At 66.4% G+C, this 18,758-nt stretch carries 12 protein-coding genes and 11 tRNA genes; 5 read left to right on the plus strand and 18 right to left on the minus strand.

Translation table 11 applies throughout. The annotated features are described in order from the left end of the window. Nucleotides 1-52: 52 nt before the first annotated feature. The 6 genes from ACM26W_RS12885 to ACM26W_RS12910 form a co-directional block, all read right to left on the minus strand. Nucleotides 53-127, minus strand: a tRNA-Gly gene (locus ACM26W_RS12885). A gap of 27 nt (nucleotides 128-154) precedes the next feature. Continuing rightward, nucleotides 155-230: transfer RNA gene (locus ACM26W_RS12890), tRNA-Glu, on the minus strand. A gap of 3 nt (nucleotides 231-233) precedes the next feature. Next, nucleotides 234-308 (minus strand) — tRNA-Gly (locus ACM26W_RS12895). Nucleotides 309-355: 47 nt separating this feature from the next. Next, nucleotides 356-431: transfer RNA gene (locus ACM26W_RS12900), tRNA-Glu, on the minus strand. A 3-nt stretch (nucleotides 432-434) separates the two neighbouring features. Then, nucleotides 435-509 (minus strand) — tRNA-Gly (locus tag ACM26W_RS12905). A 23-nt stretch (nucleotides 510-532) separates the two neighbouring features. Then, a tRNA-Glu gene (locus ACM26W_RS12910) sits at nucleotides 533-608 on the minus strand. A gap of 148 nt (nucleotides 609-756) precedes the next feature. On the opposite strand from ACM26W_RS12910, the gene ACM26W_RS12915 reads away from it, so the two are divergent. Continuing rightward, nucleotides 757-833, plus strand: a tRNA-Met gene (locus tag ACM26W_RS12915). 75 nt (nucleotides 834-908) lie between these two features. Here ACM26W_RS12915 and ACM26W_RS12920 read toward each other — a convergent pair. Further along, nucleotides 909-2,207, minus strand: coding sequence for a M18 family aminopeptidase (locus ACM26W_RS12920; protein ID WP_416137389.1), 1,299 nt, complete (start codon nucleotides 2,205-2,207; stop codon nucleotides 909-911). Nucleotides 2,208-2,360: 153 nt separating this feature from the next. Between ACM26W_RS12920 and ACM26W_RS12925 the strand changes: the two genes are divergently transcribed. Further along, a complete protein-coding gene (locus ACM26W_RS12925; RefSeq protein ID WP_416137390.1) occupies nucleotides 2,361-4,418 on the plus strand; it encodes a carboxy terminal-processing peptidase in 2,058 nt (685 codons plus the stop codon). Nucleotides 4,419-4,578: 160 nt separating this feature from the next. Here the strand turns inward: ACM26W_RS12925 and ACM26W_RS12930 are convergent. From ACM26W_RS12930 to ACM26W_RS12945, 4 genes are all read right to left on the minus strand, one after another. Then, nucleotides 4,579-4,654: transfer RNA gene (locus ACM26W_RS12930), tRNA-Asn, on the minus strand. A gap of 32 nt (nucleotides 4,655-4,686) precedes the next feature. Next, nucleotides 4,687-4,762: transfer RNA gene (locus ACM26W_RS12935), tRNA-Asn, on the minus strand. A gap of 37 nt (nucleotides 4,763-4,799) precedes the next feature. After that, nucleotides 4,800-4,875, minus strand: a tRNA-Asn gene (locus tag ACM26W_RS12940). Between the two features lie 153 nt (nucleotides 4,876-5,028). Then, nucleotides 5,029-5,105 (minus strand) — tRNA-Met (locus ACM26W_RS12945). A gap of 289 nt (nucleotides 5,106-5,394) precedes the next feature. Between ACM26W_RS12945 and betI the strand changes: the two genes are divergently transcribed. Together betI and ACM26W_RS12955 are read left to right on the plus strand one after the other, a co-directional pair. Further along, the gene (betI, locus tag ACM26W_RS12950; protein WP_416137391.1) at nucleotides 5,395-5,916 is read left to right on the plus strand and encodes a transcriptional regulator BetI; all 522 of its coding nucleotides are present in this window, start codon (nucleotides 5,395-5,397) and stop codon (nucleotides 5,914-5,916) included. Nucleotides 5,917-6,023: 107 nt separating this feature from the next. Beyond that, complete coding sequence (locus ACM26W_RS12955) at nucleotides 6,024-8,471, plus strand: acyl-CoA dehydrogenase (RefSeq protein ID WP_416137392.1); 2,448 nt, start codon at nucleotides 6,024-6,026, stop codon at nucleotides 8,469-8,471. Between the two features lie 240 nt (nucleotides 8,472-8,711). On the opposite strand, the gene ACM26W_RS12960 is transcribed toward ACM26W_RS12955, so the two are convergent. The 4 genes from ACM26W_RS12960 to ACM26W_RS12975 all read right to left on the minus strand — a co-directional run bounded on the left by ACM26W_RS12960 (nucleotide 8,712) and on the right by ACM26W_RS12975 (nucleotide 14,771). Next, nucleotides 8,712-10,655 carry an SLC13 family permease gene (locus ACM26W_RS12960; protein WP_416137393.1) on the minus strand — a complete coding sequence of 648 codons (1,944 nt, stop codon included), beginning with the start codon at nucleotides 10,653-10,655 and terminating at the stop codon, nucleotides 8,712-8,714. Between the two features lie 176 nt (nucleotides 10,656-10,831). Next, entirely contained in the window at nucleotides 10,832-11,665 is an 834-nt protein-coding gene (locus ACM26W_RS12965; protein ID WP_416137395.1) for an enoyl-CoA hydratase-related protein, read from the minus strand. Next, the gene (locus ACM26W_RS12970; RefSeq protein ID WP_416137396.1) at nucleotides 11,662-13,884 is read right to left on the minus strand and encodes an acetate--CoA ligase family protein; all 2,223 of its coding nucleotides are present in this window, start codon (nucleotides 13,882-13,884) and stop codon (nucleotides 11,662-11,664) included. The genes ACM26W_RS12965 and ACM26W_RS12970 overlap by 4 nt, the downstream gene beginning before the upstream one ends. Before the next feature lie 95 nt (nucleotides 13,885-13,979). Further along, entirely contained in the window at nucleotides 13,980-14,771 is a 792-nt protein-coding gene (locus ACM26W_RS12975) for an enoyl-CoA hydratase/isomerase family protein (protein WP_416137397.1), read from the minus strand. A gap of 254 nt (nucleotides 14,772-15,025) precedes the next feature. Here ACM26W_RS12975 and ACM26W_RS12980 point away from each other — a divergent pair, with 254 nt between their 5' ends. Then, the gene (locus tag ACM26W_RS12980; RefSeq protein ID WP_416137398.1) at nucleotides 15,026-15,949 is read left to right on the plus strand and encodes a MurR/RpiR family transcriptional regulator; all 924 of its coding nucleotides are present in this window, start codon (nucleotides 15,026-15,028) and stop codon (nucleotides 15,947-15,949) included. A 50-nt stretch (nucleotides 15,950-15,999) separates the two neighbouring features. On the opposite strand, the gene ACM26W_RS12985 is transcribed toward ACM26W_RS12980, so the two are convergent. Genes ACM26W_RS12985 through cobO form a run of 3 tightly spaced genes read right to left on the minus strand, consistent with a single transcriptional unit; the run spans nucleotide 16,000 to nucleotide 18,757 of the window. Then, nucleotides 16,000-17,451 (minus strand): cobyric acid synthase, encoded by a 1,452-nt coding sequence (locus tag ACM26W_RS12985; RefSeq protein ID WP_416137399.1) that lies wholly within the window; start codon nucleotides 17,449-17,451, stop codon nucleotides 16,000-16,002. Beyond that, nucleotides 17,451-18,155: a 5,6-dimethylbenzimidazole synthase gene (bluB, locus tag ACM26W_RS12990; protein WP_416137400.1), complete on the minus strand. Its 705-nt coding sequence runs from the start codon at nucleotides 18,153-18,155 to the stop codon at nucleotides 17,451-17,453. Before bluB ends, ACM26W_RS12985 begins: the two co-directional genes overlap by 1 nt. Continuing rightward, the gene (cobO, locus tag ACM26W_RS12995; protein WP_416137401.1) at nucleotides 18,152-18,757 is read right to left on the minus strand and encodes a cob(I)yrinic acid a,c-diamide adenosyltransferase; all 606 of its coding nucleotides are present in this window, start codon (nucleotides 18,755-18,757) and stop codon (nucleotides 18,152-18,154) included. Before cobO ends, bluB begins: the two co-directional genes overlap by 4 nt. Nucleotide 18,758 lies beyond the last annotated feature (1 nt).

The following is an 18,758-nucleotide window of genomic DNA, read 5'->3' on the forward strand; positions in this document are numbered from 1 at the left end:
TGCCCCGGATCCCGGGCCGAGCCTTGGCACCCTGGAGATGGGGTAAAGAAACTGGAGCGGGAAAGGAGATTCGAACTCCCGACCCTCGCCTTGGCAAGGCGATGCTCTACCACTGAGCTATTCCCGCTTATCGATACCGCTGGTGCTGACGAGGTGGCGTCCCATAGGGGGTTCGAACCCCTGTTACCGCCGTGAAAGGGCGGTGTCCTGGACCACTAGACGAATGGGACACATGGAGCGGGAAAGGAGATTCGAACTCCCGACCCTCGCCTTGGCAAGGCGATGCTCTACCGCTGAGCTATTCCCGCAGGTCTCGCACTGCTGTTGCTGCTTTATTGCACTGGATTCGGAGAAGTGGCGTCCCATAGGGGGTTCGAACCCCTGTTACCGCCGTGAAAGGGCGGTGTCCTGGACCACTAGACGAATGGGACACATGGAGCGGGAAAGGAGATTCGAACTCCCGACCCTCGCCTTGGCAAGGCGATGCTCTACCACTGAGCTATTCCCGCACTCCGGTACCTGATGAGTCGAGTGGCGTCCCATAGGGGGTTCGAACCCCTGTTACCGCCGTGAAAGGGCGGTGTCCTGGACCACTAGACGAATGGGACACGATGTCTCGGCTCGTCGAGGTGGCGCGTATGTTACTGAGAGCCCCAGCGGGTGTCAAGCATATCGCGCGCTGCCCCGTTACCCCTTGATGCCTTCCACATCAGGCAGTTGACACATAAAGCGGCGGCGGCTAGAGTACGCGCCGCTGGCTACGTAGCTCAGCTGGTTAGAGCACATCACTCATAATGATGGGGTCCCCTGTTCAAATCAGGGCGTAGCCACCAGACAACGAAAACCCCGGCGCCAGTGGCGCCGGGGTTTTCGTACTCGACGTTCAGGCCAACTCGCCCACCCCCCTCTCAAGCAAGCTCAGCGCGATTGCAGAAGGCGGTAAGCACCCGGGTCAGGTACTCCACGTCGCGGACACCTGCGGTCTCGCGAATGGAGTGCATGGCCCACTGGGGAGCGCCCACGTCCAGGGTCGGCACGCCGAGCTCGGTGGCGGTGATCGGCCCGATGGTGCTGCCGCAACCCATGTCGGCACGCGTCACGAAGCTCTGCACCGGCACCTCGGCCTCGCGGCACAGGTCACGGAACAGCGCCGCGGTGGCGCTGTTGGTGGCATAGCGCTGACTGGCGTTGACCTTGATCACCGGCCCGCCGTTGAGCGCCGGCCCGTGAGCGGCGTCGTGCCTATCGGTGAAATTGGGGTGCAGCGCATGGGCGTTGTCACAGGAGATCATCCGCGAGGCCTGGATCAGGCGAATGAAGGCGCCCTCACCGCCCCCGCCGAGCTGCCCACTGACCCGGTGCAGCACGTCACCGAGGAAGGGGCCCTGGGCGCCGCAGGCACTGGCGCTACCCACCTCTTCGTGATCATTGGCCACCAGCACGACACCCTGCCTGCCATCCGCGGCGAGCAGCGCCTCCAGCCCGGCGAAGCAGGAGAGCAGGTTGTCGAGCCGGGCGCTGGCGACCAGCTCGCCCGCCACGCCGACCCGGGCCGGCGGCTGCATGTCGTGGAAGCCGAGCTCGAAGTCGAGCAGCTCCACCCCCTCCAGGCCATGCTGCTCGGCGATCCAGCCCTTGAGCAGGCGTTCGAGATCGGCATCCTCGCCACCCTGCAGGAACACCGGCGCCATCTGGGTCTGGGCATTGATCGGGCGCCCCTGATTGACGTCGCGATCCAGATGGATGGCCAGGCTCGGAATGATCGCCACCGGGCGCTCGACGTCAAGCAACAGCCCCTCCAGGCGCCCGTCGGGGTGGCGCACATGGATGCGCCCGGCCAGGCCGAGGTCACGGTCATACCAGGGCGCCAGCAGCACGCCGCCGTAGGTCTCCACCCCCAGCTGCAGCCAGCCGGCACTGGTCTGGGCCGCGCTGGGCTTGAGGCGCAGGCCGGGGCTGTCGGTATGGGCGCCGATCATGCGCAGCGCGTTCAGCTCACCCTCGGGGAGCTGCAGGGCGATGATCGAGGAGTCGTTGCGGGTCACAAAGACCCTCTCGCCGGGCGCCAGCTGCCAAGGCTCGCGCTCGTCGAGCCGGCGGAAACCAGCGGCCTCGAGCCGCGTCGCCATGCTGGCCACGGCGTGCCAGGGCGTGGGCGAGCGACGCAGGAAGTCGAGCAGCCGCTCGACAAGATCGTCCTGGGACATGAATTCCTCTACTACTAACAGGTGTCGTGGGATACCAACAGGTGTCATGAGATGACGAGGGAAGCTGCTACAATGCCCTTTCGGCCTGCGCAACTCGCGGGCCAAGAAAGGGTCAAGGGAAATAGTGTACATGAAACCGGGAGTGCTTCATTGATGAGCCTGCTTGCCCACCTGGGACGTCCAGCCGCCACCCTGGTCGGCCTGCTGCTGGTCGCCGGCGCCGCCCTGGCGCAGCCACAGCCCACCGATGCCCAGCGCCAGGCGGCCGTGGAAGTCGCCGATTCGCTGCGCTACGGCCACTATGCCGACATCCAGCTGGACGATGCCTGGTCGCACCAGGCCTTCGAGCGCTACCTGGATGTCCTGGACGGCCAGCGCGCCTTCCTGCTGGCCGACGATGTCGCCGACTTCCGCCACCTGGAAGAACGCATTGACGATGCGCTCTTCGACGGCGAGCTGGACGACATCTATGCCCTCTACCATCGCTACCACGAGCGCGCCGAGGCACGCTTCGAATGGCTGCTGGAGAGGCTCGACGAGGGTCTCGACTTCACCTATGACAGCGACCTGCGCCTGGACATCGACCGGGACGAGGCCCCCTGGGCCGAGAGCCGCGATGAGCTCGATGACCTCTGGTTCAAGCGCCTCAAGAACGCTGCCCTGACCCTGGCCATCAGCGGCCAGGACCTCGAGCAGGTGGAGACCAACCTGCGCCAGCGCTACGAGGGACAGCTCAACCGGGTGCGCCAGACCAACGAGGAGGACATCTTCGGCCTCTTCATGGCGGCGGTGACCGGCAGCATCGACCCCCATAGCGAATACCTCTCTCCCCGCCAGGGTGAATCCTTCGACATCCAGATGCGCCTCTCGCTGGAGGGCATCGGTGCCCTGCTGCAGTCCGACGGCGAGTACGTGAAGGTGGCCAGCCTGGTACCCGGCGGACCGGCGGAGCGTGCCGGCGCGCTGGAGCCCGCCGACCGCATCGTCGCGGTGGGCCAGGCAGAGGGCGAGATGGTCAATGTCGTGGGCATGCGCCTGGACAACGTGGTCGACCTGATTCGCGGCCCCAAGGGCTCGGTGGTACGCCTCGACGTGGTGCCCGCCCAGGCGGTGGACATGACCCGCTCGCGCATCGTCGAGATCACCCGCGACACCGTGAACCTGGAGGACCAGGCGGCCCAGGGCAAGGTGATCGAGATCGAACGCGACGATGGTGCGCATCGCATCGGCGTGGTCAAGATCCCCACCTTCTACGTGGACTTCGACGCCTGGCAGGCCGGGGAGGAGGACTTCCGCAGCACCACCCGCGACGTGGCCCGCGAGATCGAGCGTCTCAAGGCCGAGGACATCGAGGGCATCGTGCTCGACCTGCGCAACAACGGTGGCGGCGCCTTGCAGGAGGCCAACTCGCTGCTCGGGCTGTTCATCGACCGCGGCCCCACTGTCCAGGTGCGCGATGCCCGCGGCCGCATCAGCCTCTACGGCGACACCGACGCCGGCACCCACTATGACGGCCCCCTCGGCGTGCTGGTCAACCGACTCTCCGCCTCCGCTTCGGAGATCTTTGCCGGCGCCGTTCAGGATTATGGTCGCGGCCTGGTGATGGGCTCCCCGACCTTCGGCAAGGGCACGGTGCAGACCCTCAACGATCTGAGCCACGGCCAGATCAAGCTGACCCGTGCCAAGTTCTACCGCATCTCCGGAGACAGCACCCAGCACCGCGGCGTGGAGCCGGACATCATCTTCCCGAGCCTGATCGATCCGGACCTGATCGGCGAGAGCAGCCTGGACAATGCCCTGGACTGGGACACGGTCCGCTCGGTGCAGTACCGCCACTTCGGTGAGCCTTGGCGCTACCTGGAGTCCATCAAGGACCGCCACCACAGCCGCGCCGCGGAGCACCCGAACTTCCGCTACCTGACCCAGCAGGCGGAACTCAACCGTCGCTTGCGCGAACAGACCACCAGCGTCAGCCTCAACCGTGAACAGCGCAAGCGCGAGGTGGACGAGCAGGAGGCCGAGCAGCTCGGCCTCGAGAACCAGCGTCGCCGAGCCCTGGGCATCGACCTGCTGGAGGAGTGGGTCGACGCGCGCAGCGAGGAGAGCGACGACGAGCCAGTGGAACAGGTGCAGGTGCAGGAGGCGGCCCATATCCTGCTGGACTTCGCCCTGTTCAGCAGCGACAACTACCGGCTGGCCAACCGCCACTGAGCCACCCCTACCCTTCGGCACGTCATCACGCCGCCCTCCTCGGGGCGGCGTTCTTTTTGCCTTGCCCAGACAAGCAGACAGGCACGCAAAAACCGGCGAGCGAGCTCAACCAGCGGATCGAATCAGGAAATCGATTCAGAAAATAAAATCTAGGAAGAAATGGCTCCCGGAGCAGGACTCGAACCTGCGACCCAGTGATTAACAGTCACTTGCTCTACCAACTGAGCTATCCGGGAACAACATACAACATTTATAGAGGGGGTGCTGATGGCTCCTCGAGCAGGACTCGAACCTGCGACCCAGTGATTAACAGTCACTTGCTCTACCAACTGAGCTATCGAGGAATCACGGACTTATAAGCAATGGCGCTCGAGGCGTCGTTGGCTCCCGGAGCAGGACTCGAACCTGCGACCCAGTGATTAACAGTCACTTGCTCTACCAACTGAGCTATCCGGGAACGGCGTCGAACACGTGGCGTAGTATACGGATTCGCTTCTGGAGGTCAAGGCTAGATCGAGATCTATGCCGGCACCGCCCGAGGCCAACCGCCCAGGGAACCCATCGCAGAACGCCCACCGGGTCTGGGACCGGGTGGGCGTTCTGAGGTATCTGGTGGCTACGCCCTGATTTGAACAGGGGACCCCATCATTATGAGTGATGTGCTCTAACCAGCTGAGCTACGTAGCCAGGCTGTCGGGCTGATCAATGCCTTTCAACGGGGTCATATTATGCCCGCCAAAGAGCAGGTTGGCAAGCCCGCCTGGTAGGGTCTCAGGCGTTCAGGTCCAGCGCCAGGCGAACCGCGGCAAGGCCCTCCTCGCCATCGCAAGCCTCGGCGCCCTCGAACCAGGCTTCCAGCACCCCGCACAACGCTTTATTGATTAAACGTTCAATAAAAAAAATGGCAGGCTACGTCTACCCTAACCATGCCTCACCGGTGTGGTGGCGAGTTTGCCCAGGAACAGGTGGTCTCGAGGTGCCCAAGGTAGGAATGGAACCCATCCGCCGCCAGCAGCTGATCAAGGCGACCATGGCGGCCATCGACGAGGTCGGCCTGGCCGATGCCACGGTGGCACGCATCGCCAGTCACGCTGGCGTCTCCGCCGGAATCATCAGCCACTATTTCGGCGGCAAGGACGGTCTGCTGGAAGCGACCATGCGCCAGATCCTCAGCGACCTGGGCACCGCCGTGACGGCTCGCCAGGCCGCCATCTCCGACGCCAGCCCCCGGGCACACCTGCGGGCCATCATCGAGGGCAACTTCGACCGCAGCCAGGTCACCGATCCGGTGGCCAAGACATGGCTGGCCTTCTGGGCCAGCAGCATGCACCAGCCGGCTCTGCAACAACTGCAGCGGGTCAACGATCGTCGTCTCTACTCGAACCTCTGTGCCCAGTTCCGTCGCCTGATGCCTCGCGCCGAGGCACGCCGGGTCGCCCACGCCCTGGCCACCATGATCGACGGCCTGTGGCTGCGCGGCGCCTCTCGCTCCTTTTGACGCTTACCGCAACAGAGAGAGGCTGGCCGGTTGCATGGATGTGGTCTAGTCTGCAAGAATTCAAACATCTGTTCGAACGCTTGCTCGCCCATAACCGGAGTGTTTCCATGCTCACCCTGATCCTCCTGCTCGTGGCCGTTGTCGGCCTGCTGGCGGTGATGCGCCGCGAGGCGGGCGCACTGCCCGCCCTGGCAGTGCTTGCCGTGACCGGCCTGGCCAGCCTGCTCGTTGCCTCCACCCTGCTGGGTATCCTGCTGCTGCTCGGCGCCCTGGCCATGGCTGCCGCCGGCCTGCCGGCTCTGCGCGGCAGGTGGCTGACTCCGCGCCTGTTCGCGATGTTCAAGAAGGTCTCGCCGAAGGTCTCCGACACCGAGCGCACCGCGCTCGAGGCCGGGAGCGTGGCCTGGGACGGCGAACTGTTTACCGGAAAGCCCGACTGGCAGGCGCTGCTCGCCTTCAAGGAAGAGGGTATCAGCGATGAGGAGCGTGCCTTCCTCGACAACCAGTGCGCCGTGGCCGCCGGCATGTGCAACGCCTGGGATATCGCCAAGGAGCGCGCCGACCTGCCCCAGGAGCTCTGGGACCACCTCAAGCAGGAGCGCTACTTCGGCATGATCATTCCGAAGGAGTACGGCGGCCTGGGCTTCTCGGCCAAGGCGCAGTCGCTGGTGCTGCAGAAACTGTCGATCAGCGAGACCCTGATGGTCACCGTCGGCGTACCCAACTCTCTGGGCCCGGGCGAGCTGCTACTCAAGTACGGTACCGACCAACAGAAGAACCACTACCTGCCGCGCCTGGCCGACGGCCGCGAGATCCCCTGCTTCGGCCTCACGGGCCCGCGAGCCGGCTCTGACGCTACGTCGCTGCCCGACACCGGCGTTGTGTGCAGGCAGGTGGTGGACGGCAAGGAAGTGCTCGGCCTGCGCCTCAACTTCGAGAAGCGCTGGATCACCCTGGCGCCCATCGCCAGCGTGGTGGGACTGGCCTTCCGCCTGTTCGACCCGGAGCACCTGCTGGGTGACGAGGAGGACCGCGGCATTACCCTGGCGCTGATCCCCCGGAACACCCAGGGCATGGAGATCGGTCGGCGTCACCACCCCATCGGCAGCCCCTTCCTGAACGGCCCGATCAAGGGCAAGGATGTCTTCGTCCCCCTGGACACCATCATCGGCGGGACCGAGATGATCGGCCAGGGCTGGCGCATGCTGGTGGAGTGCCTCTCCATCGGCCGCTGCATCACCCTGCCCTCCGGTGCCACCGGCACCGCCCGGTACGCCATCGGCTGGAGCGGCGGCTTCGCCCGCATCCGCCGGCAGTTCAACGTGCCGGTGGCCGAGATGGAAGGCGTCCAGGAGCCCCTGGCGCGCATGAGCGCGCTGGGCTACATCGCCCAGGCGGCGGTCTACCAGACCGCCAACACCATCGACCGCGGCGAGAAGCCGGCGGTGCCCTCGGCGATCCTCAAGAGCCAGCTCACCGAATTCCAGCGGGTGATTCTCAGCGACGCCATGGATATCCACGGCGGCAAGGCGGTAACCCTCGGCCCGCGCAACTACCTGGGCATCGGCTACAGCGCCAACCCGGTGGCGATCACCGTGGAAGGCGCCAACATCATGACCCGTAACCTGATGATCTTCGGCCAGGGGGCGATCCGCTGCCATCCCTATGTGCTCGAGGAGCTGGCCGCCAAGGACGCCGATGACATCCAGGCCTTCGACAAGGCATTCTTCGGCCACGCCGGGCTGATCTTCGGCAATGCCGCCCGGGCCTTAACCCAGGGCCTGGGCATCGGCAAGCCCGCCGTGCCCTTCGATACGGTCGCCGCCCCCTACGCCCGCGAGATCGCACGGCTCTCCTCCGGCTTCGGCCTGTGCGCAGACGCCGCCATGGCCAGCCTTGGCTCGACGCTCAAGCAGCGTGAGATGCTCTCGGCCAGGCTTGGCGACGTGCTCTCCAACCTCTACCTCGCCTCCATGGTGATCAAGCAGTGGCACGAGGGTGACAAGGTCGAAGACGAAGCGGCGCTCATGCACTACAGCTGCCAGCTGCTGCTGGGCCGCGCCGAGCAGGCGCTCGACGAGCTGTTCGACAACCTGCCCAACCGCGCCCTGTCTCGCGTGCTGCGTCTGGTGGTGATGCCGCGGGGCAAGCGCGTCAAGCGCCCCCACGACGATCTGGCCCGCACCATCGCCCAGGCGGTCTCTCGCGACACCGCCCTGCGCGACAAGCTGCTACACGAGACCTGGCAGGCCGATGACGGCGTCCAGGAGAACCCGCTGGCCCAGTACAATTCCCTGCTGGCGACCCAGGAGCGTGCCGAGGGCCTCTACCATACGGTCAACAAGGCCTACGCCAAGGGCGAGCTGCCCGCCGATGCGCTGCATCCCGAGCAGCGGGTGGAGGAAGCGGCAAAGGCCGGCCTTATCAGCGAGGAGGACGCCACTTTTATGCGCGAGCGCGAGGCCCGGGTGCTGGAGCTGCTCAGCGTGGACGACTTCGAGTACGACGCCTTCGTCATCGACAAGGCCAAGTTGCTGCGCCACCACGCCGCCTGACGCTCACCCATCCTGTCGCCAGCCGCACGCCCCGGCCATGTGCCGGGGCGTTTTTGGTTCTAGCACTTTGGCGTGACGCTTAGCTGAGGCTGAACACTCCCTGTGGGAGCTGGGCTATGCCCGGCGAAGGGAGACCGAAGGGCTCATGGGTGGCATGCAGTAATGACAGCAACGCCGCCAGGGCGCCTGCGGCGCCATTCGCCCGGCGGAGCCGATCTCCCACCACTCCCCACTCACCATTCACTCCTGCAGCGGCCACACCAGCAGAATCATGGGAATGGCCACCACCATAACGACAAGGGAGAGTGGAAGCCCCAGCTTCCAGTAGTCGCCGAATCGGTAGCCGCCGGGGCCCATCACCAGGGTGTTGGACTGGTGGCCGATGGGCGTGAGGAAGGCGCAGGAGGCGCTCACCGCCACCGCCATCAGGAAGGGGTCCACCGAGGCGTCGAAGCCGCTGGCCAGGCTCGCCGCGATGGGCGCCATCAGCAGCGCCGCCGCGGCGTTGTTGACGATGTTGGAGAGCACCATGGATAGGACGAAGAGTCCGATCAAGGTCACGATCACCGGCCATTCGCTGCCCCAGGCCAGCATCGCCTCGGCGATCAGCGCCGCCCCGCCGCTGGTCTCCAGCGCCTCCCCCACCGGGATCATGGCGCCGAGCAGCACGATCACCGGCCCGTCGATGGCCTGGTAGCCCTCGCGCAGGGGCAGCACCCCCACCAGCAGCGTCACCAGCGCCGCCAGGGAGAGTGCCACCGCCGCCGGCAACAGGTCGAAGATCATCGCCAGGATGGCGGCGGCGAAGATGGCGATGGAGACCAGCAGCATGCGCGGCTGGCCGAGGGTCAGGTTGCGGCTGGCCAGCGGCAGACAGCCCAGGGTCGCCAGGCTCTCGGCCAGCTCGCTCTCGCCGCCCTGCAGCAGCAGCACATCGCCCGGGCGGAAGCGGATCTCGTGCAGGCGCTGCTTGAGGCGGCCGCCGTCCCGAGCCACCGCCACCAGATGCAGGCCGAACTGGTTGTGCAGACGCAGCTGGGTCACGGTGCGGTTGACCATCATGGAATCGGTGCGCACGACTGCCTCGACCAGTTGAAGGCCCTCGGTGTCCACGCCGCTCTTCTCTTCTTTCTCCTTCTTTTTCTTATCCTGTTTTTCGTTTCCCTTGTCCCTGCGATTCTCCTCGCCGGAGCTCCCCTCGTTCTTCTGGTGTGTCCTGCTCCCTTTCTTTGCTTTCTTTGCTTTCTTTGCCTCCTTTTCCTCGACTTCCTTCACCTCTTTTTCCTTGTCTTCTTCGGCATCCTTGCCCAGGCGCAGGCCGGCCTTGTCCTCCAGCAGCTTCATCTCCTCGGGCCCCGCCTCCATCAGCAGGATGTCACCCTCCTGGAGTACGCCGAAGAAGGCGTGACCCGCCCGACGCCGCTCGTCGCGCACCACCGCCAGCACCGGGATGGTCTCCTCCAGCTCCTGCTGCAGCTCGCGCAGGCTCAGGCCATTGGCCTTCGAGTCCTCGCCGACCCGCAGTTCCACCAGATAGTGGGCGGTATCGAACATCGCCTCCGTGGAGGCCTTGCCCGCTCGCTGAGGCACCAGCCGCCATCCGATCAGCAAGATAAAGGCCAGCCCCGCCATGGCCACCGTGGCGCCCACCGGAAAGAAGGAGAACATGCCGAAGTTGTCGCCGGTGACCGAGCCACGGTAGCTGGCGATGATGATATTGGGCGGGGTGCCGATCAGGGTGGTGAGCCCGCCCAGCAGCGAGCCGAAGGCCAGCGGCATTAGCAGGATGGACGGCGAGGCGTCATGCTCCCGGGCCAGGCGCATGGCCACCGGCAGCAGCAGCGCCAGGGCGCCGACGTTGTTCATGATCCCGGAGAGCACCACCACGGTGCCGGTGAGCACCAGCAGCTGCAGGAAGAGCCGCTCGCCGACCCGCAGCACCTGCTCGGCGATGACGTCGACCACCCCGGAGCGCTCGAAGCCGCGGCTGAGCACCAGCACCGCCGCCACGGTGATCACCGCCGGGTGGCCGAAGCCGAGGAAGGCCTCCTCGCCCGGGACCAGGCCCAGCATCACTGATCCCAGCAGCGCGGCCAGTGCCACCAGGTCGTAGCGAAAGCGCCCCCAGACGAAGGCGGCCAGTGTCGCGCCCAGCACAATAAAGACCAGGGTGCTATCTGCCATGCCCCGTCACCTCCTTGTGAGTGTCGATACGGATATCACTGCCTGCAGCATCGCTAGCCCGAGGCCCCGCCGACAAGCGATTTTTTGTGCGTCTGCCAACCTTTACCCACGCGGACACGACGACGCCCGGCCGGGGCCGGGCGTCCTAGGGAAGTTGCCAGTCGCGACTGGAATGGCTATTTCGCCATCTTCTCCAGCATGGCGTTGACCGCCTCGAGGTGCTCGGGCTCGTTGTGGCACAGGCCCTGGAACACCGCGCAGAGGTCGAGGAAGTCCTTGAGTTCGGTGCGCTGCGCCATCTTCATCAGCCGCTTGGTGAGCCGGGTGGCCTTGGGCGGCTGGGCGGCGATACGGCCGGCCAATTCGCCGACGCGCTCCATCAGCGCCTCGGGCTCGCAGACCTCGAGAACGATGCCGAGCTCCTTCGCCTCCGCGGCATCGATCACCCGCCCGGTGAGAGTCAGCTCGAAGGCGCGCTGATAGCCGATCAGGCGCTGCATGAACCAGGCGCCGCCGTCGCCGGGGATGATACCCAGGTTGAGGAAGGTCTCGCCGAACTTGGCGCGACTGGAGGCGATACGGATATCGGCCATATTGGCCAGGTCGAAGCCGGCGCCGATGGCCGGGCCGTTGACCGCGGCGATGATCGGCACCTCCACCGCGGAAAGGGCCAGCGGGATGCGCTGGATGCCGCGGCGGTAGCGCGCCGCCACCTCGGCCACGTCCCCGGCGAAATCGCCGCCGCGATTGGCCATGTCCTTCACGTTGCCGCCGGCGGAGAAGGCGCTGCCCTCGCCGGTGATCACCAGCACAGAGACGGCATCGCAGGCGTTGACCCACTCCGCCACGGTCACGATATCATCCACCAGCGCGGTGCCGGTCAGGGCATTGCGCAGGTCGTGGCGATCCAGGGTCAGGGTCGCCACCCGCCTTTCCAGGGTCAGGCGGGCGTCGGTCAGCTGGGGCAAGCTGGGCTCTGGCGTAATGGATTGAGAAGAGATCGGGCTCATGCGTCGGCGTCCCTGTCGTTTGGCTCTGAAGAGTCGGTGGTCTCGATCGAGCGGTCAACGATAACCCGGGCGTCCACCACGGCATAGCCATCGGCGTTGACGATCACCGGGTTGAGGTCGAGCTCGGAGAGCGCCGGATAGGCCTCGACGATGCGCGACACCTTGAGCAGCAGATCGACCAGTGCGGCCTTGTCCACCGCCTTCTCGCCACGCACGCCGGCGAGGATCTTCCTGGCCTTGATCTGCTCGACCATCTCCTCGGCGTCGCGCCGGGAAAGGGGGATGGCGCGGAAGGCCACGTCCTCGAGGATCTCCACGAAGATGCCCCCGAGGCCGAACATCAGCACCGGGCCGAAGATCGGGTCGCGGATCACCCCGAGGATCACCTCCACCCCCTTCTTCGCCATGGGGGTCACCAGCACCCCCTCGATCTCGGCGTTGGCGTCATATTCCCGGCAAGACGCAAGGATCGCCTCGCGGGCCTCGCGCATAGCACCCTCGCCCACCACGTTGAGCTTGACGCCGCCGGCATCGGACTTGTGCAGGATATCCTTGGAGACCACCTTCATGGCCAGCAGCGACTCCCCGCTCTCTCCTGCAAGCCGGCTGGCCGCCTCGGCCAGTTCGGCCTCGTTCCTGACCACCAGTTCCAGGGGCACCTCGATGCCGTGGTCGCGCAGCAGCTGCTTGGCCTCGTACTCGAAGAGATCGCGGCCTTCGCCCTGAGCGCGCTGGAACATGGCGGTGAGCTCCGGCAGCGGTTCGACGCTGCGCTCGCGGCTCTGGCGCTCCTGCTGGGCCAGGTACTGGCCGCGCTCGCCCAGCGCGGAGAGCACCCGCACCGAATGTTCGATGGAGGCGTAGATGGGCAGGCCCGCCTCGTGAAGGCGGCGCAGCGCCGGTGGCTTGATCGGGGTATAGAGGCTGTAGATCACCAGCGGCTTGGTGGTGGCCTTGGAGAGGTCAACCATCGCCTCGGCGCCGCGCATCTCGTCACCCAGCAGCGACTCGGCGAAACGCGTGCTGTAGCCGCCGAACATGCCCACCAGGAAGACGCTGTCGACGTTGTCGTCGGCGGCGACGATCTCCATGCAGGTGGCCAGCAGCGACGGATTGGCATCGGTGGAACCGGCCACGTCCACCGGGTTGACGGTGGAGGCCTGGGGGAAGAGCACATCGCGCAGCTTCTGGCGAGTCGCCTCGGAGAGCTCGGCGAGTTCCAGGCCCGCCTCGGCCAGGCGGTCGGAAGCGATGGTCGCCTGGCCGCCCCCGTCGGAGATCACCGCCACGCGCTTGCCGCGGGCCTTCTGCAGCAGGCCCAGCCCCTCGGCCACCGGCAGGATCTCGTCGGAGTGCTGCACCACGCTGACGCCGGCCTGCTTGAGCAGGTCCACGGTCATGGCGTAGCTGCCGGCCAGCGCCCCGGTGTGCGAGCTGGCGGCCTTCTGGCCGGCCTCGGTGGAGCCGGACTTGTAGACCACCACCGGCTTCATGGCGGTGACCTCGCGGGCCACCTCGAGGAACTTGCGCCCGTCGCGGAAGCCCTCCACGTAGAGGGTGGCGACCCGGGTGTTCTCGTCCTCGCCCAGGTAGCGCAGGTAGTCGTTGAAGCCGATGTCGCTCTGGTTGCCCGGGCCCACGTAGGTGGAGAAGCCTACCTGGCCGTTGTACTGGGCCTCCAGCGCCAGCGACAGCAGCATGTTGCCGGACTGGGAGATGATGCCCACGCCGCCGGGCTTGACGTTATCCAGCGCCAGCAGGTTGATCTTGTGATGCAGGTTGAAGATGCCCGAGGTGTTGGGGCCGATGAGGCGCACACCGTGGGCGCGCGCCCTCTCCATCATCTCGCGCTCGAGCTCGGCCCCTTCCCCGCCGATCTCGGCGAAGCCGCTGGCGAGTATCACCGCGCCCTTGATGCCGCGCCGCCCGCACTCGGCGATCAGCCCAGGCACCGAGGCCGCCGGGGTACAGATCAGCGCCAGCTGCGGGTTGCCGGGAATGTCCGTGATCGAGGGCCACGCCTTGATCCCGAGGATCATGTCCGCCTTGGGATTGACCGGGTAGATGTCGCCCCGGTAGCCGTCCTTGATCAACCCGACCATGGCCTTGTAGCCGCGTTTGGTAGGATCAGCGGAGGCGCCCACCACGGCTATACCTGAGGGCGCCAGGATATCGTGGAGGGGGCTGCGGGTGGGGAGGTGTCCTTCGATGGGATTCATGGCTGGCTGACCTTGACCGCTGGGGTCTCTGAAAGGGGGTCGAAGGCCCGGCCGTTGGCCGGGCGATTCACTGAGATTCGTGGGTTACGGCGAGCCTACTGGCCCTGGAAGCGGGGGCTGCGCTTCTCGGCGAAGGCGTCGACGCCCTCCTGCCAGTCCCGGGTGGTGCCGACGAAGGTCATGCCTTCGAGCTCGGCGGCCAGGCAGGCATCCAGGGTGCGCTCGCCGGAGAAATTGAGCTGCTCCTTGGCCAGCGCCATGGAGAACGGCGCCTTGCTCGCCACCTTCTCGGCGAAGGCCAAGGCGGCCTCGAAGAAGCCATCGTCGGGGTAGTGGCGGTTGGCCAGGCCGATCCGCACCGCCTCGGCGCCGTCGATGCGCTCCCCCAGGAAGACCAGTTCGCGGGCCTTGGCCAGCCCCACCAGCCTTGGCAGCAGCCAGGTCACGCCGCCGCCCAGGAAGTTGCCGATGGAGACCTCCGGCAGGCCGATCTGGGCGCTCTCGGCCATCAGCAGGAAGTCCGAGGCAATGGCGAGCTCCGCCCCGGCGCCCAGCGCAAAGCCGTTGACCGCGGCGACCACCGGGGTCTGCATCTGCATCAGGCGCTTGCAGACGATCTGCTCGCCCTGCAGGTACTGGCGGCGGTCGAAGGCGGTACGCCCCTCCTTGTGCTCCTTGAGGTCGGCGCCCACGCAGAAGGCGCGGCCCTCACCGGTGATCACCACCACGCGCACCTCGGCGTCGGCCTCGGCCCGGCTGAGGGCGTCGTTGAGCTCGCCATACAGCGCCTCGGTCACGGCGTTGAGACGATGAGGGCGATTGAAGCGGATCTCCTGTACCTGGCCGTGGCGGCGGGTGATCAGGGTGGCGTACTCGGCTTGGCTCATGTGGGGCGGCACTCTCGGGCGTGGCGGTGGACTTCGATAAGCCACGGCGATGGTTCATCGACGTGGAAACAAACGTGTCATTATCGTCATCTTTTCAGCACGCTTGTTCTGCCGCGCATCCTAGCCAATAGGTCCCACCGGGGTCAACACGTGTGTGTCATGATTTTTTCCATATAGAAACAATTGTGTCATTTCGCGGCGTCGTCCATCGGGTACAATGGCGCCCCTTGCGCCACCCAACCCAGGAGAACAGCGTGCTGGAACAGGATCGACGCGACGACACGGGGCCGGGCGCCGACAACGGCCCCGCCCGACTGGACGCGGTGAACCGGCAGCTCGCCGAGGCCTACCCGGAGCTGAGCCCCCAGTTGAAGCTGGCCGCCGGCTATGTGCTGGAGCACCCGGTGGAGATCGCCTTCCAGTCGGTCCGCAAGTCCGCCACCGCTGCCGAGGTGACCGCCTCGACCCTGGTACGCCTGGCCAAGCGGATGGGTTTCGAGAGCTTCGATCAGTTCCGGGAGGTGTTCCAATCGGCGGTGCAGGCGGGCCCGGTGGAGCTCTCAGGGCGAGCCAGCCAGCTGCGCAGCCTGGCCAGTCAGACCGACGACCAGGTGTTTCTCGACGTGGGCGACGCCGCCTTCGACAACATAGGCCGGCTGTTTACCGCCGACAATCAGCAGCGAGTCCGCGAGGCGGCCCGGCGGCTGCTGGCCGCGGAGAAGATCGCCGTGGTGGGGTTTCGGGACACCTTCGCCTGCGCCTACCACTTCGCCTACGTGGGGCGCATCGCCATGCCCAACATCCAGCTGATTCGCGGCCAGGAAGGGGGGCTGCTGACCGAGCTTGCGCCCTTCGGCGAGGGCGACGTGGTGGTGGCCTTCGGCTTCGAGCCCTACTGCGCCGAGACCATGCGCGCGTTGGAGATCACCCGGGCGGCAGGGGTCAGCGCCATCGTGGTCACCGAGACCATGCGCTCACCGCTGGTGCCCGGGGCCAGCATTACCTTCCCGGTAGCCAACGCCACGCCGCACTTCTTCCCGTCGATCCTCTCGGCGATCACCCTGATCGAGGTGCTGCTGGCCGAGTGCGTGGCCTTCGGCCCCGACGACCTGGTCGACAACGTGGCCAGCTTCGAATCGCGGATGCGCGCCATGGGCGCCTATGTGGAGCAGGAGTAGCAGTAGTAGTGGCGGGTCGGCCAGGGGCAGATCGAGCGGCACCCGAGCCGTCAAGTATCCAGCAGACGCTCGATGGCGGCGATGTCGAGGCTATGCTCCAGGGCGTCTGCCAGACGATCCAGCTCTGCCTGGCGATGGGCGGCCAGATCCACTGCCGCCGCGGTTTTATCCAGGCCGCAGCGCGCCATTAGCGCGGTGCAGGCCTCGGCGGTATCGAAAAGGCCATGCAGGTAGGTGCCCATCACCTGGCCGTCCTCGCTGATGGCGCCGTCGGGTTCCCCCGCCAGCTCGCAGAACGGCCGCGCCAGCGCCGGGCCCTCGCTGATCCCCTGGTGGATCTCGTAACCGGCGATCGCGACGCCCTCCGGCAGCAGGCGCCCACCGACATTGCGCAACCGCTTGCCGGATAGCATCCGCGTCTCCATCTCGAGCAGCCCCAACCCCGGCGTCGAGCCGGCCGCCCCCTCCAGGCCCTCGGGGTCGTTGACCCATTCACCCAGCATCTGGAAGCCACCGCAGATGCCAAGCACCCTGCCGCCATAGCGCAGGTGGCGCCGGATGGCCGCCTCCCAACCCTGGGCACGCAGCCAGGCGAGGTCGGCGCAGGTGCTCTTGCTGCCGGGCAGAATGATCAGGTCGGCGGGCGGTATCGCTTGATCCGGCCCCACGAAGGTCAACTCCACCTCGGGGTGCAGCCGCAAGGGGTCGAAGTCGTTGTGGTTGCTGATCCGCGGCAGCACCGGCACCACCACCCGCAGTGCCGACTCCCCGCCCTGCCGGCCATGCAGGCCCAGGCTGTCCTCGGCGTCCAACACCAGGCCCTGCAGGTACGGCAGGGTACCCAGCGCCGGCTTGCCGGTATGGCCCTCCAGCCAGTCGAGCCCGGGTTGCAGCAGCGCCATGTCGCCGCGGAAGCGATTGATAATAAAGCCATGGGTTCGCTGCCGTTCGGACTCGGAGAGCAATTCCAAGGTGCCCACCAGCTGGGCGAAGACTCCGCCGCGGTCGATGTCGCCCACCAGCAGCACCGGACAGTCCACCGCCTCGGCGAAGCCCATGTTGGCGATATCGTTCTCGCGCAGGTTGATCTCCGCCGGACTCCCCGCTCCCTCGGCGATGATCACGTCATGGCGGGCCGAGAGCGCCTCCCAGGCCGCCAGCACCGTGGCCTTCGCCTCGCGCTTGTAGGCGTGATAGTCCAGGGCGTCCATATGGCCGTGAACCCGCCCGCGCAGGATCACCTGGGCGCCGCGATCCGATTCAGGCTTGAGCAGCACCGGATTCATGTCGCTGTGCGCCTCCACGCCTGCCGCCAGCGCCTGCAGCGCCGTGGAGCGGCCGATCTCGCCGCCATCCACGGTCACGGCGCTGTTGAGCGCCATGTTCTGCGGCTTGAACGGCGCCACCGACACCCCGCGCCGGGCCAGCACCCGGCACAGCCCCGCCACCACCGTGCTCTTGCCGGCATCCGAAGTGGTGCCCTGAATCATCAGGGTGGTCATCAGGAAGTCCCTCCGGCCAGCGCCTCGTCCAGCGCTGCATCCAGCAGAGGCTCCCCCCAACCATTGCCATGCACTAACTCCGCCAGGGGCAAGCGCTGACGCCAGCCATGACGGGCCAGCTCGGGCCGATCGTGAAACTCGCTAACATAGCCCAGGCACAGATAAGCGAGGGGGTAGACCTGTTCCGGCAAGTTAAGAATCGACGCCAGCTCATACTGATCGAGGATGCTGACCCAGCCCACCCCGATGCCCTCGGCGCGAGCCGCCAGCCACAGGTTCTGTACCGCCAGGCAGGTACTGAACAGATCCGTCTCGACGATGCTATTGCGTCCCAGCACGTGCTCCCCACCCCGCGAGCGGTCGCAGGTGATGCAGAGGTTGAGGGGGCTCTCGAGAATGCCCTCCAGCTTGAGGCGCCGATAGAGCTCGCCGCGTCCATTGGCGTAGTGCTCGGCGGCCTTGGCATTCTCCCGCTGGAACAGCCGATGCACCTGCTCACGCACCGCCAGGCTGTCGATCACCAGGAAGTCCCAGGGCTGCATGAAACCCACCGACGGCGCGTGATGGGCGGCGTCCAGCAGCCGCACCAGCACCTCGGTCGGCACCGGATCCGGCAGGAACTGGGCGCGCACATCGCGACGCTCGTGGATGGCGCGATAGAGCCCGTCCCGCTGCGGCTGGGAAAAGGCGTGATCGGGGATCAAAGCTCGATGCCCTTCTGGGCCTTGATACCCTGCTCCTTGAAGGCGTGCTTGACCACGCGCATCTCGGTGACGGTGTCGGCCAGCTCGATCAGCGCCTCAGGGGCGTGCCGGCCGGTGACCACCACATGCTGCATCTCGGGGCGCGCCTGCAGGTCGTCGAGCACCCGGTCGAGGTCCAGGTAGCCGTGGCGCAGGGCGATGTTGAGCTCATCGAGCAGCACCAGGTCGATAGCGGGATCCTTGAGCATGCCGCAGACCACCTCCCAGGCCGCCTCGGCGGCTTGCACGTCCTTGTCGCGGTCCTGGGTATCCCAGGTGTAGCCCTCGCCCATCACGTGGTAGTCGACGCCCGGCTGCTGGCGGAAGAAGGCCTCCTCGCCGGTCTGGAACTTGCCCTTGATAAACTGCACCACCCCCACCTTCATGCCATGGCCCAGGGCGCGAGCCAGCATGCCGAAGCCGGAGCTACTCTTGCCCTTGCCGGGGCCGGTAAGCACCAGCAGCACGCCCTGCTCCTTGTCGGCGCGGGCGATGCGCTCGTTCATGATCTTCTGCTTGTGGGCCATGCGCTCGGCATGGCGCTGGGGGTCGACCGTCTTCATT

It is taken from the genome of Halomonas sp. HK25 (genome assembly GCF_047795635.1).
In the GTDB taxonomy this organism is placed as follows: Bacteria; Pseudomonadota; Gammaproteobacteria; order Pseudomonadales; family Halomonadaceae; genus Halomonas.

Coding starts and splice junctions, on each gene's coding strand:
- ACM26W_RS12925 (WP_416137390.1), top strand. CDS start 2,361: ATGAGCCTGCTTGCCCACCTGGGACGTCCAGCCGCCACCCTGGTCGGC.
- ACM26W_RS12965 (WP_416137395.1), bottom strand. CDS start 11,665: ATGAGCCCGATCTCTTCTCAATCCATTACGCCAGAGCCCAGCTTGCCC.
- cobO (WP_416137401.1), bottom strand. CDS start 18,757: ATGAAGACGGTCGACCCCCAGCGCCATGCCGAGCGCATGGCCCACAAG.
- ACM26W_RS12955 (WP_416137392.1), top strand. CDS start 6,024: ATGCTCACCCTGATCCTCCTGCTCGTGGCCGTTGTCGGCCTGCTGGCG.
- ACM26W_RS12985 (WP_416137399.1), bottom strand. CDS start 17,451: ATGACCACCCTGATGATTCAGGGCACCACTTCGGATGCCGGCAAGAGC.
- ACM26W_RS12975 (WP_416137397.1), bottom strand. CDS start 14,771: ATGAGCCAAGCCGAGTACGCCACCCTGATCACCCGCCGCCACGGCCAG.
- ACM26W_RS12920 (WP_416137389.1), bottom strand. CDS start 2,207: ATGTCCCAGGACGATCTTGTCGAGCGGCTGCTCGACTTCCTGCGTCGC.
- ACM26W_RS12960 (WP_416137393.1), bottom strand. CDS start 10,655: ATGGCAGATAGCACCCTGGTCTTTATTGTGCTGGGCGCGACACTGGCC.
- ACM26W_RS12970 (WP_416137396.1), bottom strand. CDS start 13,884: ATGAATCCCATCGAAGGACACCTCCCCACCCGCAGCCCCCTCCACGAT.